19 protein-coding genes are annotated in these 17,047 nt (G+C 64.8%); 7 read left to right on the top strand and 12 right to left on the bottom strand.

Annotated elements, in window-relative coordinates; all coding sequences use genetic code 11:
* Nucleotides 1–283 precede the first annotated feature (283 nt).
* Complete coding sequence (locus O3299_RS19535) at nt 284–580, top strand: DUF493 family protein (RefSeq protein ID WP_070257888.1); 297 nt, start codon at nt 284–286, stop codon at nt 578–580.
* On the opposite strand, the gene O3299_RS19530 is transcribed toward O3299_RS19535, so the two are convergent.
* Nucleotides 573–1,772, bottom strand: coding sequence for a multidrug effflux MFS transporter (locus O3299_RS19530; RefSeq protein WP_305063011.1), 1,200 nt, complete (start codon nt 1,770–1,772; stop codon nt 573–575). The genes O3299_RS19535 and O3299_RS19530 overlap by 8 nt on opposite strands.
* Nucleotides 1,773–1,897: 125 nt before the next feature.
* Between O3299_RS19530 and O3299_RS19525 the strand changes: the two genes are divergently transcribed.
* The 4 genes from O3299_RS19525 to O3299_RS19510 all read left to right on the top strand — a co-directional run bounded on the left by O3299_RS19525 (nt 1,898) and on the right by O3299_RS19510 (nt 6,004).
* On the top strand, nt 1,898–3,370 hold the full coding sequence (locus tag O3299_RS19525) for a PLP-dependent aminotransferase family protein (protein ID WP_289899741.1): 1,473 nt from the start codon (nt 1,898–1,900) through the stop codon (nt 3,368–3,370).
* Nucleotides 3,371–3,445: 75 nt separating this feature from the next.
* Nucleotides 3,446–4,150 (top strand): lipoyl(octanoyl) transferase LipB, encoded by a 705-nt coding sequence (gene lipB, locus O3299_RS19520; RefSeq protein WP_305063010.1) that lies wholly within the window; start codon nt 3,446–3,448, stop codon nt 4,148–4,150.
* Between the two features lie 37 nt (nt 4,151–4,187).
* Complete coding sequence (gene lipA / locus O3299_RS19515; protein ID WP_077398299.1) at nt 4,188–5,198, top strand: lipoyl synthase; 1,011 nt, start codon at nt 4,188–4,190, stop codon at nt 5,196–5,198.
* Between the two features lie 143 nt (nt 5,199–5,341).
* Entirely contained in the window at nt 5,342–6,004 is a 663-nt protein-coding gene (locus O3299_RS19510) for a uracil-DNA glycosylase (protein ID WP_305063009.1), read from the top strand.
* 68 nt (nt 6,005–6,072) lie between these two features.
* On the opposite strand, the gene O3299_RS19505 is transcribed toward O3299_RS19510, so the two are convergent.
* From O3299_RS19505 to O3299_RS19490, 4 genes are all read right to left on the bottom strand, one after another.
* On the bottom strand, nt 6,073–8,244 hold the full coding sequence (locus tag O3299_RS19505; protein WP_305063008.1) for a TonB-dependent receptor: 2,172 nt from the start codon (nt 8,242–8,244) through the stop codon (nt 6,073–6,075).
* Nucleotides 8,245–8,336: 92 nt separating this feature from the next.
* The gene (locus O3299_RS19500) at nt 8,337–8,693 is read right to left on the bottom strand and encodes a hypothetical protein (protein ID WP_305063007.1); all 357 of its coding nucleotides are present in this window, start codon (nt 8,691–8,693) and stop codon (nt 8,337–8,339) included.
* Between the two features lie 66 nt (nt 8,694–8,759).
* Entirely contained in the window at nt 8,760–9,581 is an 822-nt protein-coding gene (locus tag O3299_RS19495; RefSeq protein ID WP_305063006.1) for a helix-turn-helix transcriptional regulator, read from the bottom strand.
* Nucleotides 9,571–10,116, bottom strand: coding sequence for a YbhB/YbcL family Raf kinase inhibitor-like protein (locus O3299_RS19490; RefSeq protein ID WP_305063005.1), 546 nt, complete (start codon nt 10,114–10,116; stop codon nt 9,571–9,573). Before O3299_RS19490 ends, O3299_RS19495 begins: the two co-directional genes overlap by 11 nt.
* Nucleotides 10,117–10,337: 221 nt before the next feature.
* Here O3299_RS19490 and O3299_RS19485 point away from each other — a divergent pair, with 221 nt between their 5' ends.
* Nucleotides 10,338–11,495 carry a PepSY domain-containing protein gene (locus O3299_RS19485; RefSeq protein ID WP_305063004.1) on the top strand — a complete coding sequence of 386 codons (1,158 nt, stop codon included), beginning with the start codon at nt 10,338–10,340 and terminating at the stop codon, nt 11,493–11,495.
* Between the two features lie 90 nt (nt 11,496–11,585).
* The gene (locus O3299_RS19480) at nt 11,586–12,008 is read left to right on the top strand and encodes a PaaI family thioesterase (RefSeq protein ID WP_076564607.1); all 423 of its coding nucleotides are present in this window, start codon (nt 11,586–11,588) and stop codon (nt 12,006–12,008) included.
* Nucleotides 12,009–12,010: 2 nt separating this feature from the next.
* Here O3299_RS19480 and O3299_RS19475 read toward each other — a convergent pair whose 3' ends face one another.
* From O3299_RS19475 to O3299_RS19445, 7 genes are all read right to left on the bottom strand, one after another.
* The gene (locus O3299_RS19475; protein ID WP_251349674.1) at nt 12,011–12,706 is read right to left on the bottom strand and encodes an anti-sigma factor domain-containing protein; all 696 of its coding nucleotides are present in this window, start codon (nt 12,704–12,706) and stop codon (nt 12,011–12,013) included.
* Complete coding sequence (locus O3299_RS19470; protein WP_077398290.1) at nt 12,703–13,293, bottom strand: sigma-70 family RNA polymerase sigma factor; 591 nt, start codon at nt 13,291–13,293, stop codon at nt 12,703–12,705. The genes O3299_RS19475 and O3299_RS19470 overlap by 4 nt, the downstream gene beginning before the upstream one ends.
* Nucleotides 13,294–13,511: 218 nt before the next feature.
* On the bottom strand, nt 13,512–14,033 hold the full coding sequence (locus O3299_RS19465; protein WP_305053618.1) for a peroxiredoxin: 522 nt from the start codon (nt 14,031–14,033) through the stop codon (nt 13,512–13,514).
* A 93-nt stretch (nt 14,034–14,126) separates the two neighbouring features.
* Nucleotides 14,127–14,813: a BON domain-containing protein gene (locus O3299_RS19460; RefSeq protein ID WP_077398288.1), complete on the bottom strand. Its 687-nt coding sequence runs from the start codon at nt 14,811–14,813 to the stop codon at nt 14,127–14,129.
* Nucleotides 14,806–15,402: a phosphoheptose isomerase gene (locus O3299_RS19455; protein ID WP_071325998.1), complete on the bottom strand. Its 597-nt coding sequence runs from the start codon at nt 15,400–15,402 to the stop codon at nt 14,806–14,808. Before O3299_RS19455 ends, O3299_RS19460 begins: the two co-directional genes overlap by 8 nt.
* 57 nt (nt 15,403–15,459) lie before the next feature.
* Nucleotides 15,460–15,819, bottom strand: a complete 360-nt coding sequence (locus tag O3299_RS19450; RefSeq protein ID WP_099666026.1) for a YraN family protein — start codon at nt 15,817–15,819, stop codon at nt 15,460–15,462.
* Between the two features lie 11 nt (nt 15,820–15,830).
* Complete coding sequence (locus tag O3299_RS19445; RefSeq protein ID WP_305063003.1) at nt 15,831–16,985, bottom strand: penicillin-binding protein activator; 1,155 nt, start codon at nt 16,983–16,985, stop codon at nt 15,831–15,833.
* Between the last annotated feature and the right edge of the window lie 62 nt (nt 16,986–17,047).

The raw sequence follows: 17,047 nt of genomic DNA, 5'->3' as shown, positions 1-17,047 counted from the left end.
ACAGTTCGTCACATTTCAGCGGTCAAGCCGCGGTGTTTTGTCTACAGTGGAGTCATTGCAGCACAGCGCAATGCCTGCGCGGCTGACAGCACCGATTTTCCGGCTATTTTGTCCAAACGAAATAGTTTTCGCCAGCTTACAAAGCTGGCTTTTTTTTTCCGCGCCCCTGGCGCCATGGCGGCGGGCGCAGGCGCCGCCAAAGTTGGCTACAATACGCCTTTCTGCAGCCGCCGCGCGCCATGCGCCGCGCCGTCTGTTCTGACCGGCACTGATTGGATTTCCCATGCAAACCACCCCACCCACCGAAGTGACGATTCCTCCCAGCGAATCGCTGATCGAATACCCGAGCGACTTTCCCATCAAGATCATGGGTCCGACGCATGTCGACTTCGCGCCGACCATGCTGGAACTGGTGATCAGCCACGATCCGACCTTCCACGCAGGCCGCATGGAAGAGCGCCCATCGGGCAAGGGCAATTACACGGGCCTGACCGTCACCGTGCGCGCCATCAGCCGCGAGCAGCTCGACGCCCTGTACATGGCGCTGTCGGGCCACCCGATGGTCAAGATCGTCATGTAAGGCTGGCTGCCGCCACGCTGGCCCGGCTCTTCGTGAGCAGCCAGACGGCGGCAAAGGCCGCGCTGGCCGCCGCCGTCACCCACAGCAGCGGTTGTGCGCTGCCGTCCGTGATGGCGGCGATGACGGCGCCGCAGGCGGCCGTGATGAGCATTTGCACGAAGAAGAACAGGCCCGAGGCGCTGCCCGCCTGGTCGCCGTACGGCTGCAGCACGGCCAGCTGGCAGGCGGGGATGGCCATGCCCACCGACACCATCACCAGCAGCATGGGCGCCACCAGCGACGCCACGTGCCGCGGCGCCAACGTACCGGCCAGCAACAAGCTGGCCGCACCCGCCACATTGATCAGCACCGCCACGCCCAGCATGGTATCGGCGCCCAGGCGCGGTCCCAGCGCGCGAAACAGGCTCGATCCCCCGATATAGCCGCTGACCGTCAGCGCGAACACCAGCGCATACGCGTGCGGCGACAGATGCATGCCCCTTTGCAACAGCACGGACGATTCCGCGATGAACGGGAAATACGTGCAATATACACAAGCGATGGCCAGCGCATAGCGCAGGAAATACGCGTCGCCCAGCAGGCGGCGGTACAGCGCCAGGGTATTGCCCTGTGGCACGACGCTGGCCGGCCTGGTTTCCGGCACCCAGGCGGCGATCAGCCCCAGCGACAGCGCTCCCAGCAGGCACAGCACGCCAAACACGGCGCGCCAGCCGAACGCCGCATCGAGCACGCTGCCGGCCAGCGGCGCCAGGATCGGCGACAAACCCATCACCATCGATATTTTGCCCAGCATGCGCGCCTGCGTGGCGGGATCGAAGCGGTCGCGCACCATCACCCGGCCGATGATGGTGCCGCTGCAGCCGCCGAACGCCTGCAGCACGCGCGCGGCGATCAGCACGTGCACGTCGGAAGTCACGGTGCAGACGATGCTGGCGAGTACAAAAATGCCCGTGCCGGCCAGCAGCACGGGGCGGCGTCCGTAGCGGTCGGCCAGCGGCCCGCACGCGAGCATCGAGGCGGCCGAGCCGGCCATGAACAGGCTCAGGGTCAGTTGCAGCTGCGCATCGCTGGCATGCAGGGCATCGGCCATGGCCGGCAGCGAAGGCAGATAGATGTCGATGCTGATGCGCGACAGGCAGACCAGCAGCAGCACGATGCCGCCCCAGGCCCATAAAGCGATTTGTTTCTGCATTGTTTTACACGATCCAGGCAAGCGTGCGCCCCGCTGGCGCACCGGAACGGTGAGAGTAGAATGTTTGTGGTGTAATGCGAAGTGCCAGTCATCAGAAAATTCATTGGACCACTTGGACGATTATTATGCCGCGAGGAAAATCACCGCACGCCCTGGACTTGCCTCGCCCCACCAGCTGGCTCGACAAGGCGGGCGTCAACAAGCAGGATGGCGCGTATGAAGCGCTGCGCTCGGCCATCCTGACGAAGATGCTGCCGGCGGGCAGCCGTTTGCCATCCAGCCGCACCCTGGCGGAACGGTGGGAGTTGTCACGCGGCACCATCGAAACCGTGTTCGACCGCCTGCACGCGGAAGCATACGTGACGCGCGTGCCCGGTTCCGGCACGCGCGTGTGCGCCGTCGTGCCGGAGCGCTTCCTGATGGCAGGCCTGGGCGACGCCGTTCCCGCCCCGCTGGCCGTGGCGCCCGCGCCTGCCTCGGATACGGGCGTGCGCGACGGCTTGCCCTTCGTGGCGCGGCGCGCCGACGCCAGCCTGTTTCCCATGGCCGCCTGGTCCAAGTGCGCCACGCGGGCGCTGGCCGCCGCCACGCCGGAGCAGCTGTGCAGCGCCGATCCCGCCGGCTTGCCCGAACTGCGCCAGCAGATCGCCGATTTCCTCGCCAAGTACCGCGGCGTGCGCTGCGACCCGCAAGACATCCTTGTCACGACCGGCATCCGCCACGCGATCGACTTGCTGGCGCGCAGCATCGTGCGCGAGGGCGACAAGGTGTGCCTGGAAGAACCGGGCTATCCGGCCGCGCGCGCCCTGTTCGCCCTCGCGGGCGCCGTGCCGGTGGACATAGCCGTCGACGCCGAGGGCATCGATGGCGCCGCCCTGGCCGCGCACGCGGATGCCCGCCTCGCCTACGTGACGCCGGCGCACCAGTCGCCGCTGGGCGTGACCATGTCCGTCACGCGCCGCCTGGCCTTGCTGGAATGGGCGAACGACCACGGCGCGTGGGTGCTGGAAGACGATTACGACAGCGAATTCAATTACCAGAGCGCGCCGCTGGCAGCCTTGAAGGCGCTGGACCAGTACCAGCGCGTGATTTACTGTGGTAGTTTTAACAAGACCCTGTTTGCCGGCCTGCGCGTGGGCTTCATGGTGCTGCCGCCCGCCTTGCGGCCGCAGTTGCTGCGCACCCTGCAGTTGACGGGCAGGTCCGTGGGCGTGACGGAGCAGCTGGCGCTGTCCGCCTGGATGGAGGATGGCGCTTTCGTGCGCCATTTGCGCCAGGCGCGGCTGGCCTACAAGGAGCGGCGCGACCTGCTGTTGGCCTGCCTCGAGCAGATTGCCCCCGGGCGCTACGCTATTTCCGGCCAGCAAGCGGGTTTTCATTGCGTGCTGTGGTTGCCGCCGGGCAGCGACGAGCGGGCGTTTTGCGCGCGCGCCGCGCACGAAGGGCTGGCGCTGCAGCCGCTCGGTGATTTTTGTCACAGCGCACAATTGGCGCCAGCCGTGCTGCTCGGCTACACGGCCTTGAATGGACCCCAGATACGCCATGCTGCACAAAAATTGGGCAGATTGCTGCTGTTGCCAGAGTCTGCCCCGGAATGAAACGGCGGCCTGGCTTATAATCACGGCTTCGCCGCAGCGTCCGCAGGGCGCCGGCAGCTGATTACAGAATCCGTCATGACCACCACCCGAACCGAAACGGCGCTGATCCGCGAGCTGGGCCGCGTCGATTACGAGCCGACCTTTGCCGCCATGCGCGCCTTTACCGACGCGCGCACGACGGACACGCGCGACGAACTGTGGATCGTCGAGCATCCGCCCGTATTCACCCTGGGCCTGGCGGCCGACCGCGGCCACCTGCTGGCCGGCGCGGAGAATGTGCCCGTGGTGCAGACGGACCGTGGCGGCGAAGTGACGTTCCACGGCCCTGGCCAGGTGGTGATTTACCTGCTGATGGACTTGCGCCGCAACAAGCCGGGCGGCAAGCTGTATGCGCGCCAGTTCGTGCATAAAATCGAGCAAGCCATCATCAACGTGCTGGCGGCGTATAATCTCGCTGGCGAGCGCATCGATGGCGCGCCTGGCATCTATATTGCCGGCGGACCAGATAAGGGTGCGAAGATCGCCGCGCTGGGCTTGAAAGTGCGCGGCAACGGCTGCACCTACCATGGCGTGTCGCTCAACGTGGCGATGGACCTGGCACCGTTTTCCTGGATTAACCCTTGCGGCTATTCCGGCCTGAAGACGGTGGACATGCGCAGCATGGGCGTGTTGGCGCCGCTGGCCGACGTGCAGCGAGCCCTGGCCCACGAATTGACCGTATTACTCGATGTAAGCGAAGTAAACAGCGCCGCAGGCGCGCCTCAGGCAGCGGATGCCTGAGCAAACAAACCAACATGCCCCTCAAGGGCTTGCAGCCATGACTTCTGAGACCATTTCCAGCACCGCCCCCGCCGCTCCCGCCGCCTACAACCCGAGCGAAAAGCAAAAAGGCGCCAGCAAGACTTCGCGCATCCCGATCAAGATCATTCCGATCGAGCAAGTCGAGCGCCTGAAAAAGCCGGACTGGATCCGCGTCAAGGCCGCTTCGGCATCGACCCGCTTCTATGAAATCAAGGACATCTTGCGCGAAAACAAACTCGTGACGGTGTGCGAGGAAGCCAGCTGCCCGAACATCGGCGAATGCTTTGGCAAGGGCACGGCCACCTTCATGATCATGGGCGACAAGTGCACGCGCCGCTGCCCGTTCTGCGACGTCGGCCATGGCCGCCCGGATCCGCTGGACAAGGAAGAGCCGGCCAACTTGTCGAAAACCATCGCCAAGCTGCGCCTGAACTACGTCGTCATCACCTCCGTCGACCGCGATGACTTGCGCGACGGCGGCGCCGGCCATTTCGTCGAGTGCATCCAGCAAACGCGCGCCCTGTCGCCGAACACCCGCATCGAAGTGCTGGTGCCCGACTTCCGCGGCCGCCTGGAAAAAGCCCTGAACCTGTTCAAGGATGGCTTGCCTGACGTCATGAACCACAACCTGGAAACGGCGCCGCGCCTGTACAAGGAAGCCCGTCCCGGTTCCGACTACATGCACTCGCTGAAGCTGCTGAAAGACTTCAAGGCCATGTACCCGGACGTGAAGACCAAGTCCGGCATCATGGTGGGCCTGGGCGAGACGGACGAGGAAATCCTGCAAGTCATGCGCGACATGCGCGAGCACGACATCGACATGCTGACCATCGGCCAATACCTGGCGCCATCGAACAGCCACTTGCCCGTGCGCCGCTACGTGCACCCGGACGTGTTCAAAATGTTCGAGGAAGAAGCGTATAAAATGGGCTTCACCCACGCCGCCGTGGGCGCCATGGTGCGCAGCTCGTACCATGCGGATGAACAGGCGCACAGCGCCGGCGTGGAATCGGCGCTGAATTTCTAAGCACCTTGCGCTGTATCAAAGCCGCCCGCTGCAGAGCCGGGCGGTTTTTTTTGCCTGTGCGTATCGTATGCGCCTCATCGGCCGAGCGTCCTATACTGGCATGCTGAAAAGGTATTGTTGGCAAATGAGCTATGAGGTGGCGCATGGACGTACGCATCGACGCATCGTGGAAGGCGCGGCTGGAGGCTGATTTCGCCGAACCTTACTGGGAACGCCTGGCCGCCTTCGTGAAGGCGGAATATGCGGCGGGGCCGTGCTGTCCGCCCGGCAAAACCATCTTCCGGGCCTTCGACCTGACGCCGTTCGAGCAGGTGAAAGTCGTGATCCTGGGGCAAGACCCGTACCACACGCCCGGCGCGGCCATGGGCTTGTGCTTTTCCGTGCCGGACGGCCATCCCGCGCAACCGAGCTTGCAGAACATCTTCAAGGAGCTGTCCACCGATGTGGGGATCGGGCGCACGCGCACGGATCTGTCCGACTGGGCGCGGCAAGGCGTGTTTCTGCTCAACAGCGTGTTGACGGTGCGCGCGGGGGCGGCCGGTACGCATGCGGGCAAGGGCTGGGAAAAGCTGACGGACAGCGCCATCCGTCACCTGTCCGCCGAGCGCAGCAATCTCGTCTTCATCCTGTGGGGTGGCTATGCGCAAGCCAAGCGGCCCCTGATCGACCCCGGCAAGCACCTGGTGCTGACGGCGCCCCATCCATCTCCCTTGTCGGCGAATAAAGGTTTCTTTGGCAGCAAGCCGTTCAGCCTGGCGAATGCGTATTTGCAAGCGCACGGCCAGGCGGCCATCGCCTGGGGATAAGGCATGACACGGTACGGCAACCGACAGCGGCAGGCGTTGCTCCCTGCCGCTGTCTTCGCGCGTAACTCTTAAAAACTCGTCGATAAACCCGCATAGATGCTGCGGCGGGCGCCGTACTGCGGCGCTCCCACGCCCACGCCGGAACCGTCGCGCAGCAGGTAGGACTTGTCGAACAGGTTGATCAGGGCCAAACGTCCTTCCACCTTGCCGACCGGCGTATTTTTCCACGTGTGCGTGAGCGCCGTGTTGACGGTGAAGTAACTCGGCAAATGGCCTGAATTCGGCGCGCCGCCATCCGGCGTCATGCGCAGGCCGCTGCCGTAGAGGAAGTCAGCGCTCACTTGCGAATCGCCGAAGTGATAATGGCCGCCACCGGACAGCGTGTATTTCTGGTCATGATCGAGATAGACATAGTGGCGGCTGATGTAGTTCAACTCATCGGCGCCAAACAGGGCTTGGCCCGAATTGATGTTGCGGCCCTGCGCCTTTTGCGTGCTGGCGTTGAGGAACAGGCCCCAGTTTTTCTCGCTGTAGATGGCCGACAATTCCAGGCCCTTGGCGTAGCCATCCGCATAGTTGAACGGCGTCAAGATCAATGCCTGGCCGAACTGGCCTTCGTCGAGCAGGTTGCTGATCTTTTTATAGTACACATCGGCCGTCACGGTCAGCTTCGGACTCACCTGGTGGCTGATGCCGACGTCGTAATAATGCGTGCGCTCGGCCTTGACGTTGTCCGACTGGCCGATTTCCGGCGCATTCGTCGTGTTCGCATACAGGTCGATGCTGCCTTGCGCCGCCAGTTCCTGCGGCGGCGGCGTGAAGTAGCGCGAATAGCCCGCGTGCAGGGCCGTGCCCGGCGCCAGCTGGTACGCCAGGTTCACGCGCGGGCTCCATTGCTGCTCGTTCGTGTAGGCCGAGACCTTGTCGAAACGGGCGCCATAGTTCAGGGTCAAGGGTTTGCTGATATGCCATTCATCCTGCAGGTAGAAACTGGCCAGGGTGCCCGTCTTGCCGCTGTTGTCGACGATGGAAACCGGCGTGGTGGCGCTTTGCGCACCGTCCAGCGCCGGGAAGACGGCCACCGTGTTGTCGCTCGTCGTCTTCTGGCGCGTGTAGGCCAGGCCGGCGCGCACGGTGTGGTCCTGGTGCAACTTGTAGCTGATATCGAACTGGGCGCCCGAGGCGCTGTTCGCGCGGCGCGAATCCGACGCCACGCCGTTGTAGATCAGGTCGCCGATGGCATCCGGCGTGAAGTGCAGCTCCGAATACTGGTGGAAGGCGGAGACCTGGTAATTGACGTCGCCCAGGCTCTTTTGCAGCGACAGCACGAGGAAGCGGTTCACTTCGCGCTGGTTTTCATTCAGCTGCGACGACGGCAAGGTGGACGTGCCCGCCTGCGCATCGCTGTGACCGGCCAGCGAGAAGCCTGGCGCCTGGTCCGGATTGTTCGGGATCTGGAAGCGGCCGTTATACGTGCCGAACATGGCGCCCAGGCGCGTGTTGTCATCAAGGAAATACGACAGGCTGCCGAACGATTTGTTCTGGCGCGTCTTGTCGTGCAGGGCGCTGCGCGTGTCCTGCGGGTTTTCCACGCCCAGCGAATTGCCCAGGTAGCTGCCGGACAGGTAGTAATTGAACTTGCCCACGCTGCCGAAAAATTCGGCACTCGGCTCCACATGGTCGTGGCTGCCGACCATGATGCCGATGCGCCCGCCCGGCGTCATGCCGCCCTCCTTCGTTTCGATGTCGACGATGCCGGCCGTGCGCAGGCCGAACTGGGCCGGCAAGGCGCCCGTCATGAAATCCGTCTTGTCGATCAGGCGCGTGTCGATCGACTGGCCAAAGCCGCTGATGCTTTCCGGCAATTGCACGCCATTGATGCGGTATTGCACGTTGGCATGGTCGTCGCGCACGTGCAGGGCGCCGGAACCCTTCGAATCCTGCGATACGCCCGGCAGGCGCAGCAGCACTTCATTGAACGGCGTGTTGTCGCCCTGGCCCAGCATGTCGACCATGTGGCTGTCGATGCTGTAGATGGTGGTGCCGACTTTCGGCGACAGCTCGATGCGCGCGCTTTTCAAATGGGCGGACGTGACTTCCACTTTTTGCATCTCTTGCGGGGCAGCATCGGCGCCGGACGCTGCCGGGCTGGCATCCGCGGGCTCGGCGGCATGGGCGGAAAAGCTGAACAGGCTGGCAAGGGCGAGCGACAGCGCGCTCAGGCGTGGTGTGTGTTGCATGGTGAACCTCGAAAATAGTCTACGCCAGGCGGCCCGGCGCGCATGAGGGCGCGGCGGTGCAGCCTGAAAAAAGGATAAAAACAGCGTGGGAACTACAACGAGGCGGCAGGCGGGCCGCGCACGGGCGGCAAGATGAGGGCGGCGGCGGGCGCCAGGGTGGCGGGCGCGATGGCCAGCAAGCGGTACGGCAATAACTGGGCGGGCGGCTCGGTGACGGCCGGCGGCACGGCGATATCGGCCACCTTGTCGATGACGGTGGCGCACAGCGCGCACTCTTCCGCGTCGAGGGTCGTCTTGTGCAGGTGCGACGCGGCCGTCGACAGCAGGAACACGAGGGCCAGCGCACTGAACAGCGCCACGCACAGCCGCCACGGCGTGCGCGCGAGGGCGGCGGCACCGTGATGGGCAGGCTCGCCGTAAGGCTTGCGGGTGGGCTGGCGGGAAGACATGGGCGCATAGTAGCAAGAAAATCGCCCCGCTGTCAGCGCTTGTTGCGTCATTTGCGCCGGAGCAGCTTACAGGGTGGCGCGCAAGTCGCGCGGCGACAGGCCGTAATGCTGGCGAAAACGGGCCGCGAAGCGCGAGGGCGAGGCGTAGCCGCAGGCGGCGGCGATGTCGCCAATGGGTAAGATGCCAGATTGCAATTCTTGCAAGGCCAGGCCCAGGCGCACGTCTTCCAGGATGGCGCGGAAGTGACGTTGTTCCAGGGCCAGCTGGCGGCGCAGCGTGGACGCGCCCAGGTGCAGCTGGCTGGCGACCTTGGCCACGCTCCAGTCGGCGGCCGGGTCCAGCAGCAGCACTTGCTGCACGCGCGCGGCCAGCGGGTCGCGGCGGTCCAGCAGCAAGGGGCCGCAGTGGCCGCCCAGGGCCAGGGCCAGCAGCAAGCCTTCGGCCTGGTGCGCCAGCAGCGCGGGCGGGCTACCGGCAGCCAGGCTGGCCATCAGCTGGTCCCAGGCCAGCGCCGCGTGGTCATCGAGCGGCACGCACAAGCTGGCCGTGGCCGCCTGGCGCAGTTGGCCATCGACGAGGCTGCCATGGCGCGCGCGGAAACGGGCGATCAGGGCTGGCGAAAAACTCAGTACTTCGGCCCGGTAGCCTTGCGCGCCGGGCAGGTTGGCCACGCCCAATTCCTGGCCCGCCGGCATCAGCACCACGTCGTGCGTCCCGGCGCGCGCCTGGCGAGCGCCCCATTCCAGCAGTTTTACTCCCTGCCGCACGCGGCACAGGGCGCTCTGGAAGACGGGTACGCGGCGCAGGGTTTGCGCGCGGCGCGCCTCGATGGTGCCGTGGGCGATGCGCAGTTCGCTCAGGGCCACCGTGCCAATCTCATCTGCCATACAGTCCCGTCAGCTGTGCCTTGCCCAGCGCGTTGGCGTTGAGCATGTAGCCGAGCATGGCGCCGCTGGCCTGTTGATCCAGGGGCAGCTTGTCCACGCCCAAGGCCCAGACCGTGATCTGATAGCGGTGCGCCTTGTCGCCGGGCGGTGGGCAGGCGCCGCCGTAGGCGCTGTCGCCGAAATCGTTGCGTCCTTGGATGGCGCCCGCTGGCAGGGTGCCGGCCGTGGCGCCGCCCGGCAAGGAAGTGGTGCTGACGGGCAGATTGAATACGCTCCAGTGCCACCAGCCGCTGCCCGTGGGCGCGTCCGGGTCGTACAGGGTGACGGCGTAGCTTTTGGTGCCGGCCGGCGCGCCGTGCCACGACAGCTGCGGCGCCAGGTTGCCGCCCGTGCAGCCGAAGCCCTGGAACACTTGCGCAGGTGCCAGGGTCTGGCCAGGGGCGATGTCGGTGCTCGATACCGTGAAATCGGCCGCGTGGGCGCCCAGGTGCAGAGCGAGGCCCAAGGTGGCGGCGAAGTGGCGGGCAGTGGTCATGGTTTTCCTTTCGATGAAGTATAGGGGAAAGTGTATGCCTTGCAACATTCCTCCGCGATGCCGATGCGCTCGCTGATGGTGCCGAAACGCTCGGTTTCCTCCAATTCGCGCGTTCTGATGAGCGTGTTGTATGGTTCTTCCCTTTCTTGCCGCACGTGATTTTCACTGCAGGGCTTTCATGCTATCGTTTCGCAGCCCAAAATTCCCAGAGTCCCCCCTTCATGTCCAAGCGCCCGATCCCATGGCTGTTAGCCAAGCTGCACCTGTATGCGGGCCTGTGGTTCGGCGCCCTGTTCGTCCTGCTGGGCTTGACGGGGTCCGCCATCGCCTGGATGCCGGAACTCGATGCGTATCTGAATCCTAATTTGTTGCAGGCGAGCACGCCCGCGCCCGGCCAGGTGTTCCAGGTGACGCCGCGCACGCTGCAAGCGGTGGTGGACGCACTCGCGGCCGACCCCGCCTACGGCAAGCCGAGCCAGCTCAATCCGCCCGCCGATGCGCGCGACGTGTACGTGGCCTCGTACCGCCAGGCCGGCAAGCCGTCGCCATTCAGCCAGGCCATCGTGCGCCAGGTGATGGTCGACCCCTACACCCTGCAAGTGAAAGGCGAGCGCGACTGGGGCCGTTTCGGCCTCACGCGCCCGCTGTTGATGTCGGGCATGTTTCATTTGCACCGCTATCTGCTGTCGGGCGACGCGGGCAAGACGGTCACGGGGATTTCCGGCGTGATGCTGCTGCTGATGGCGCTCACCGGCATCTATCTGTGGTGGCCGCGCCTGCAGTGGACGGCGATCAAGCGCGCGCTGACGGTGTCGCATGGCGGTTCCTGGCCCCGTTTTCATTATACGTTTCACAAGGCGGCCGGTTTCTTTGCCGCGCCCGTGCTGGCTGTGCTCGCCTTTTCCGGCATCTATTTCAATTTGCCGCAATTGATCGTGCCGCTGGTGGATATGGTGTCGACGGTGCCGGATACGGCAAAATTGAAGAATGTGGCGCAGGACGGCGCCGTGCTCGATGCGGGCCAGGCCATGGCCGCCGCGCAGCTGCTGTATCCGCAGGCGCGCGTGTCGCGCATCGTGCTGCCGGCGAAAAAGGACCAGCCGTATGACGTGCGCGTGCGCCAGCCCGGCGAAATCGCCCACGGCGACGGCGCCACGCGCATCACCCTGGACGCGCGCAGCGGCTTGCCCCTGCGCATACGCGATCCCTTGCGGGCGCCGGCCGGCGATGTTTTCCTCGGCTGGCAATTCCCCCTGCATTCGGGCCAGGCGTTCGGCGTGGCCGGGCGCGCCTTCATTACCGTCTTCGGTTTGATGCCGCTGCTGTTCTTGCTGACGGGCAGTTTGGTGTGGTGGAAACGGCGGCGTGGCCGGAAATAGGCGGTTGCCAAACCGATGCGGGGAAAGTTGCTATCATCATAGTATTTTCCGGCAGATCCGCTGTCCGGATTCACCCGCACAAGGACCAGCATGAGCAATCCCGACATCACCGTAGCAATGTTGAATGAACGCGGCACCGGCCGCCTGCCCGGCCATCTGGGCATCGTCATCACGGCAGTGGGCGATGGCCAGCTGACGGCGGAATTGCCCGTGCTGCCGCACTTGCTGGCGCCGAACGGCTATCTGCACGCGGGCAGCGTGGTGACCCTGGCCGACACGGCTTCCGGCTATGGCTGCATCGTCAACCTGCCCGAAGGCGCGAGCAATTTTACGACCATCGAGTTGAAATCGAACCACCTGGGCACGGCCCGCGAAGGCACGCTCACCTGCACGGCGAAAGTCGAGCACAAGGGCCGCAACACGCAAGTGTGGGATGCCGTGGTGAAAAGCAAGGAAACGGGCAAGACGATTGCCCTGTTCCGCTGCACGCAGATGATTCTGTATCCTAAATAAGCTTAGATTTTCACCCAGTTACCCTTGTACAAGATTGGTCCCGTCGGTCCGTTCGGATCCGGCGAACCGCCTTTCGGCTCCAGGGTGACGGCCAGCAAGGCCACGTCGCTGCCGAGGGCGCGCTGCGACAGGGCCAGTTTCACGTTGCCCTTGTCTGCCAGCAAGCCGAGCGAACGTGGGTTGCCGCTCTTCGGCACGGCCCACAGTTCCAGATCCTTATCACTCGGCACGGGCGCGTTGCCGACCATGCGCACCTCGAGCGCCCCATGGCGGCTGTCGGCCGTCAGCAGCAGGGCCGTTTGCGCTTTCTCGTCCGTCAGGCTGGCTACATAGCTGATCTGCGGCGCATCCATCACGCGCGTGGCCACGACGATCACCAGCAGCGCGGCGATGGCGCTCGACGCCATGCCCAGGCCACGCCAGAACGCCAGCGAATCGCGCAGCCAGGACTTGCCGCCCTGCGGACGCAGGTGCAGGCGCTGCTCGATCTGTTGCCAGACGCGCTTGGGCGGCGCCACGGGCGTGGCGAATTCGGCCATCGGTTCCAGGCGCTGGCGCCATTCGGCCGTGATATTGCGCAAGTCGGCGTCGTTGTGCAGCCAGCCTTCGAAACGCCGCCGCGCGCCCCCTTTCAGGGTGCCCAGCACGTATTCGGACGCCAGCTTCTGGCGCAGCACGTCATTGCCGCGGATATTCATGATGCCTCCCGTTTCGCCAGGCACGTGCGCAGCCGTTCCAGGCTGCGCCGTATCCAGGTCTTCACGGTGCCGATCGGCAGCGACATCTGCTGCGCCACTTCGCTATGCGACAGGTCGTGATAGAACGCCAGGGCGACCACCTGCCGGTGCAGCCCTTCCAGGGCGGACATGCAAAACGCCAGCGCCTTGGCGTCACCGCTCAGCTGCAGTGACTCGATCGGCGTGGCCTGGGGGTCTCGGAGTGCATTCATGACTTCGCTATCAAACTGTTCGGCATCGATTTCCACGGTATCGTCGCTGCGCCGCAGCACATCGAACGCCTTGTTGCGCACGATGGTGGCCATCCAGGTCATCGGCGCCGCCAGATGGCTCTGGTAAGCGGCGGCGTTGTTCCAGATGGCGACGAACCCCTCTTGCAAGGCTTCTTCAGCGAGCTCTTGCTTATGCAATATACGCAGCGCGAAGCCAAACAGTTTCGATGAGGTGGAGTTATATAGCTGGCGGAACGCGGTGGCGTCCTTGTTGCCGGCGGCGAGCAGCCAGGTTTTCAGTTGCTGCGGGTCGAGCGATTGGGCGGCTGGGGACACGGCTGGCCTTCACAAGGTGAGTGGGATCACGCAAGGGAAGGTTATAACAGATTGGCAACACCTGGCAACAGGGTTTTGTGTGGTGCTCCCCTCGTCTTCAACGCCTCACAGAAGCGTAGCGAGCGGAAGTGAGTTGCGGCAGAGAAGCGGAACTGTGCTTGAGCACAGTGAGCATCGCAGGCTGCAAATCGCGACGCGCAGTAGCTTATGTGAGACGTTTAGCCGGCGATGGCGGATTCGAGCAGCTTGTGCAGTTCAGCGAATTCCGGCTTGCCCACGTAGCGCTTGAGGATCTTGCCCTGTTTGTCCAGGACGAAGGTGGTGGGCGTGAGGGCCACGTCGCCGTAGGCCTTGGCCGCCTCGCCCGTCACGTCGAGCGCTACCTTGAACGGCAGCTGGCGCGTTTCGGCGAAGTTCAGCACGTAGTTGGCCGGATCGTATTTCATGGCCACGGCCACGAATTCCAGTCCCTGCCCCTTGTACTTGTTGTAGGTGTCGACCATTTCCGGCATTTCCGCCACGCAAGTCGTACACGAGGTGGCCCAGAAATTGACCATCACCACCTTGCCGCGCAGGCTGTTTGACGTGATTTTCTCGCCATGGATGCCGTGGAAGGTCACGTCCGGCGCGCTTTGCTTGTCATTCAGCGACAGATAGCCGGCTGCTGCCACGCCCGCCACGAAGACGGCGATCAGGGCTGGCTTGATCCAGGACTTGCTTGCGGATGGCGAAGTTGACATGGTTTTCACTTGAAAAGCGGGGCGATGCGGCCACGATGCGACTATTATAGCCGCCGCATCGTTAGCGCGCCCTAGGTCGGATGGCGGAGGCGCTTACTGCTGTACCGTGTCGCTGACGGTGCTCGTCGTGCGTTGCTGCGGCGGGTCCGGCTGCAATTGCTTCAGTTCCGCTTCCGAAATGTAGTCGAACAGCTTGACCACTTTCTGCACGCCGCCCACGCCGCGCGCCACGTCGGCCGCGACCGTGCCTTCGCGCTGGGTGACTCTGCCCATCAGGAAGACGGTGGCGTTCTCGGTGACGACCTTGAACGAGGCAGCCGAGATGGTTTTCATGTCGACCAGGCTGGCCTTGACCTTGGTGGTGATCAGCGCGTCGTTCGAGCGCGAGGTATAGCTGGCCGGGCCGGCGATGATCAATTCATTCGCCACCGATTCCACGCCCTCGATATTGCGCACTTCGCGCTCGACGGCATTTTTCATCGCCTCGTCGCGCACTTCGCCCGTCAGCAGGACGCGGCGGTTGAAGCTGGTGACGTTCACGTGGCCCACGTCGCCCACGATGGAGGGGATGCGCGACTCGCCTTTCAGGGCGATCGACTTGTCTTCGGTCTGCGCGCCCAGGGTGCGGCGGTCCGCTGCGGCCACGCCGCCCATCACCGCGCCGCCGACCATCAATTCGATGCAGCCGGTGAGCGAGGTAAGCATGGCGCCGCACAGCAGTGCGGTGGCCAGCGGGCGTTGTACGCGTTTCCAGCCTGGGCCAGTACCGAATTTAGTCATTCACGTCTCCTCCGAATAGGGCGACATCGATGCCGTCGCAGATGCAATGTATGGTGGTCAGATGGACTTCCTGGATGCGCGCCGTGCGCTCGGCCGGCACGCAGATATGCACGTCGGCGTCCGTCAGCATCTTGCCGATGGCGCCGCCGTCCTTGCCCGTCAGCGCCACGACGCGCATTTCGCGCTCGAGCGCCGCTTCCACGGCCGCCATCACGTTGGCCGAATTGCCCGACGTGGAGATGGCCAGCAGGATGTCGCCGGCCTGGCCGAACGCCTGCACCTGCTTCGAGAAGATATCGCGGTAGCTGTAATCGTTCGCCACGGCCGTCAGGATGGACGTATCCGTCGTCAGCGCCAGGGCCGGCAGCGGAAAGCGCTCGCGTTCGAAGCGTCCGACCAGCTCGGCCGCGAAATGCTGGCAGTCGGCGGCGGAACCGCCGTTGCCGCAGGCGAGGATCTTGTTGCCGTTGGACAATGCATAAAACATCAGGTCGATCGCCTGCGCAATCGGTTGCGCCAGTACGGTGGCGGCCTGGATCTTGAGTTCGGCACTTTCGTGGAAGTGCGAGAGGATGCGTTGATTATTCATAGTCTGCCGATTATAGTGCAGGCGCGCGGCATGGCGGACAAGCACTGTTAAAAATGCTTACATATCGAGGATGTTCTTCAGCCAGCTGATGCGCCCGCCATCGATGGCCAGCGCGTCGAAGCGGCAAGGCGGCAGCGTCTTTTGTGTCAGCAGCCAGGTTTGCGCGGCCAGCACCATGCGCCGCTGCTTGGCCGGCGTGATGCTGGCCAGGGCGCCGCCGTAGGCTGTACTGCTGCGCAGCCGCACTTCGACGAAAACGATGGCGGCGCCGTCGCGCATGATCAGGTCGAGTTCCCCGCCCTTGCACAGATAGTTGCGTTGCAGCAGCACCAAGCCTTGCAGCAACAGATACGCGAGCGCATCGTCTTCTCCTTGCCGTCCCCGTTCCCGTTTGTTCCAGAAAGCGAAGGGCGGCATGGCGCATGTCCTTACTGTACCGGTGGCGTGGCCGGCGCGGCTGGCGGCCAGGTACCCAGCACGCCCTGCTGGTAGGTGGCGGCCTGTTCCGTGCGTTCGAACACGCTTTGATCACCGTCGAAGCGCACGGCCAGGCGGCCCGTCACGCCATCGAGGGTAAATGGCGCGTTCGGCCGCAGCGCCACTTCGCGCGCTACGCGGAAGGCATCGATGCCCAGCGCGTACAGGCGTTCCATGTCGGCCGTCAGCCGGCGTTCGGCAGGCTGCTCGGGCTGTGGATACACCATCACTTGCGGATGGTCGCGCTGGACCTGCCACGGCAAGTCCAGCAGGCGCGCGCCGTCGAGTTCCGGGCCGCTGGCGCCGCGTCCGGCGCCGGGATTCAAGGACGAGGTGCCATACAGGGGCAGATCGCTGCCGATGGCCACGCGCAACTGGCGCGCCTGGTCGGCGTCGAGCGCGGCAAACAGCAGGCCTGGCGGCGTGGCGGCCAGGCGCGCGCGCAGCTGCACCAGCTCGGCATCGCTCAGGTAGCCATTCGTGGCCGTCAAGTCCATGGTCTCGATCTTGCCGCCCTGGCGCAGCCATTCCTGCTTGAAGGCGGCGCTGATGCGGCGCTGCGAGGGCGAACCGGCCGACAGGACCAGCGCGCTGGCGCCCGGCTGTTCGCTGGCGGCCCAGGCGGCGACCTGGCGCGCTTCCGCCTCGATCGACAAGCCCATCACCAGCAGCTTGGCAGGCAGGCGCGCGTCGCCGCGGTTGTCCGGGTGGTTCAGGGCGATCGTCGGTTTGCGCACCAGGTCGCTGTTCGCCACGGCCGTGACGGCCGAGCGCGACAAAGGCCCCACGACGATGTCCTGTTCTTCTTGCGCTTGCGCAAACTTGTTCAGAACGTCGCTGCTGCCATCGCCCGTATCGATCACCGTCACTTCAAAGCCGCTGCGGTCGCGCTCGTACGCGGCCATGAAGCCGGCGCGCAGCAATTCGGCTGCCGGTCCCAGGGAAGCCGAGCGCAGCGGCAGCAGCAGGCCGATGTGGTGGACATTGCCGTCGGACGGCGCCGGCGCCGTGGCGGCCGGCATGTCGAGCGGCGTGCCGGTGGCCGGTTTGTTCTTGATGGGCGCCAGCGGCGCGCCGTTGCCGTCGTACGCGGTAATATCGGGCACGGCCACGGCGAAAGTGACGGGTTCGGGTGCGGGCGGCTTCGGCGGCAGGGGCGGTGGCAGCG

The organism is Janthinobacterium sp. SUN176, assembly GCF_030587335.1.
GTDB lineage: Bacteria > Pseudomonadota > Gammaproteobacteria > Burkholderiales > Burkholderiaceae_D > Janthinobacterium > Janthinobacterium kumbetense.
Note: the sequence above shows the minus strand (reverse complement) of the source record. Positions and strands in the feature narration are given on the sequence as shown.

Coding starts and splice junctions, on each gene's coding strand:
- O3299_RS19500 (WP_305063007.1), bottom strand. CDS start 8,693: ATGTCTTCCCGCCAGCCCACCCGCAAGCCTTACGGCGAGCCTGCCCAT.
- O3299_RS19505 (WP_305063008.1), bottom strand. CDS start 8,244: ATGCAACACACACCACGCCTGAGCGCGCTGTCGCTCGCCCTTGCCAGC.
- O3299_RS19535 (WP_070257888.1), top strand. CDS start 284: ATGCAAACCACCCCACCCACCGAAGTGACGATTCCTCCCAGCGAATCG.
- O3299_RS19510 (WP_305063009.1), top strand. CDS start 5,342: ATGGACGTACGCATCGACGCATCGTGGAAGGCGCGGCTGGAGGCTGAT.
- O3299_RS19455 (WP_071325998.1), bottom strand. CDS start 15,402: ATGAATAATCAACGCATCCTCTCGCACTTCCACGAAAGTGCCGAACTC.
- lipA (WP_077398299.1), top strand. CDS start 4,188: ATGACTTCTGAGACCATTTCCAGCACCGCCCCCGCCGCTCCCGCCGCC.
- O3299_RS19495 (WP_305063006.1), bottom strand. CDS start 9,581: ATGGCAGATGAGATTGGCACGGTGGCCCTGAGCGAACTGCGCATCGCC.
- O3299_RS19480 (WP_076564607.1), top strand. CDS start 11,586: ATGAGCAATCCCGACATCACCGTAGCAATGTTGAATGAACGCGGCACC.
- O3299_RS19485 (WP_305063004.1), top strand. CDS start 10,338: ATGTCCAAGCGCCCGATCCCATGGCTGTTAGCCAAGCTGCACCTGTAT.
- O3299_RS19525 (WP_289899741.1), top strand. CDS start 1,898: ATGCCGCGAGGAAAATCACCGCACGCCCTGGACTTGCCTCGCCCCACC.
- O3299_RS19475 (WP_251349674.1), bottom strand. CDS start 12,706: ATGAATATCCGCGGCAATGACGTGCTGCGCCAGAAGCTGGCGTCCGAA.
- lipB (WP_305063010.1), top strand. CDS start 3,446: ATGACCACCACCCGAACCGAAACGGCGCTGATCCGCGAGCTGGGCCGC.
- O3299_RS19490 (WP_305063005.1), bottom strand. CDS start 10,116: ATGACCACTGCCCGCCACTTCGCCGCCACCTTGGGCCTCGCTCTGCAC.
- O3299_RS19530 (WP_305063011.1), bottom strand. CDS start 1,772: ATGCAGAAACAAATCGCTTTATGGGCCTGGGGCGGCATCGTGCTGCTG.
- O3299_RS19460 (WP_077398288.1), bottom strand. CDS start 14,813: ATGACTAAATTCGGTACTGGCCCAGGCTGGAAACGCGTACAACGCCCG.
- O3299_RS19450 (WP_099666026.1), bottom strand. CDS start 15,819: ATGCCGCCCTTCGCTTTCTGGAACAAACGGGAACGGGGACGGCAAGGA.
- O3299_RS19465 (WP_305053618.1), bottom strand. CDS start 14,033: ATGTCAACTTCGCCATCCGCAAGCAAGTCCTGGATCAAGCCAGCCCTG.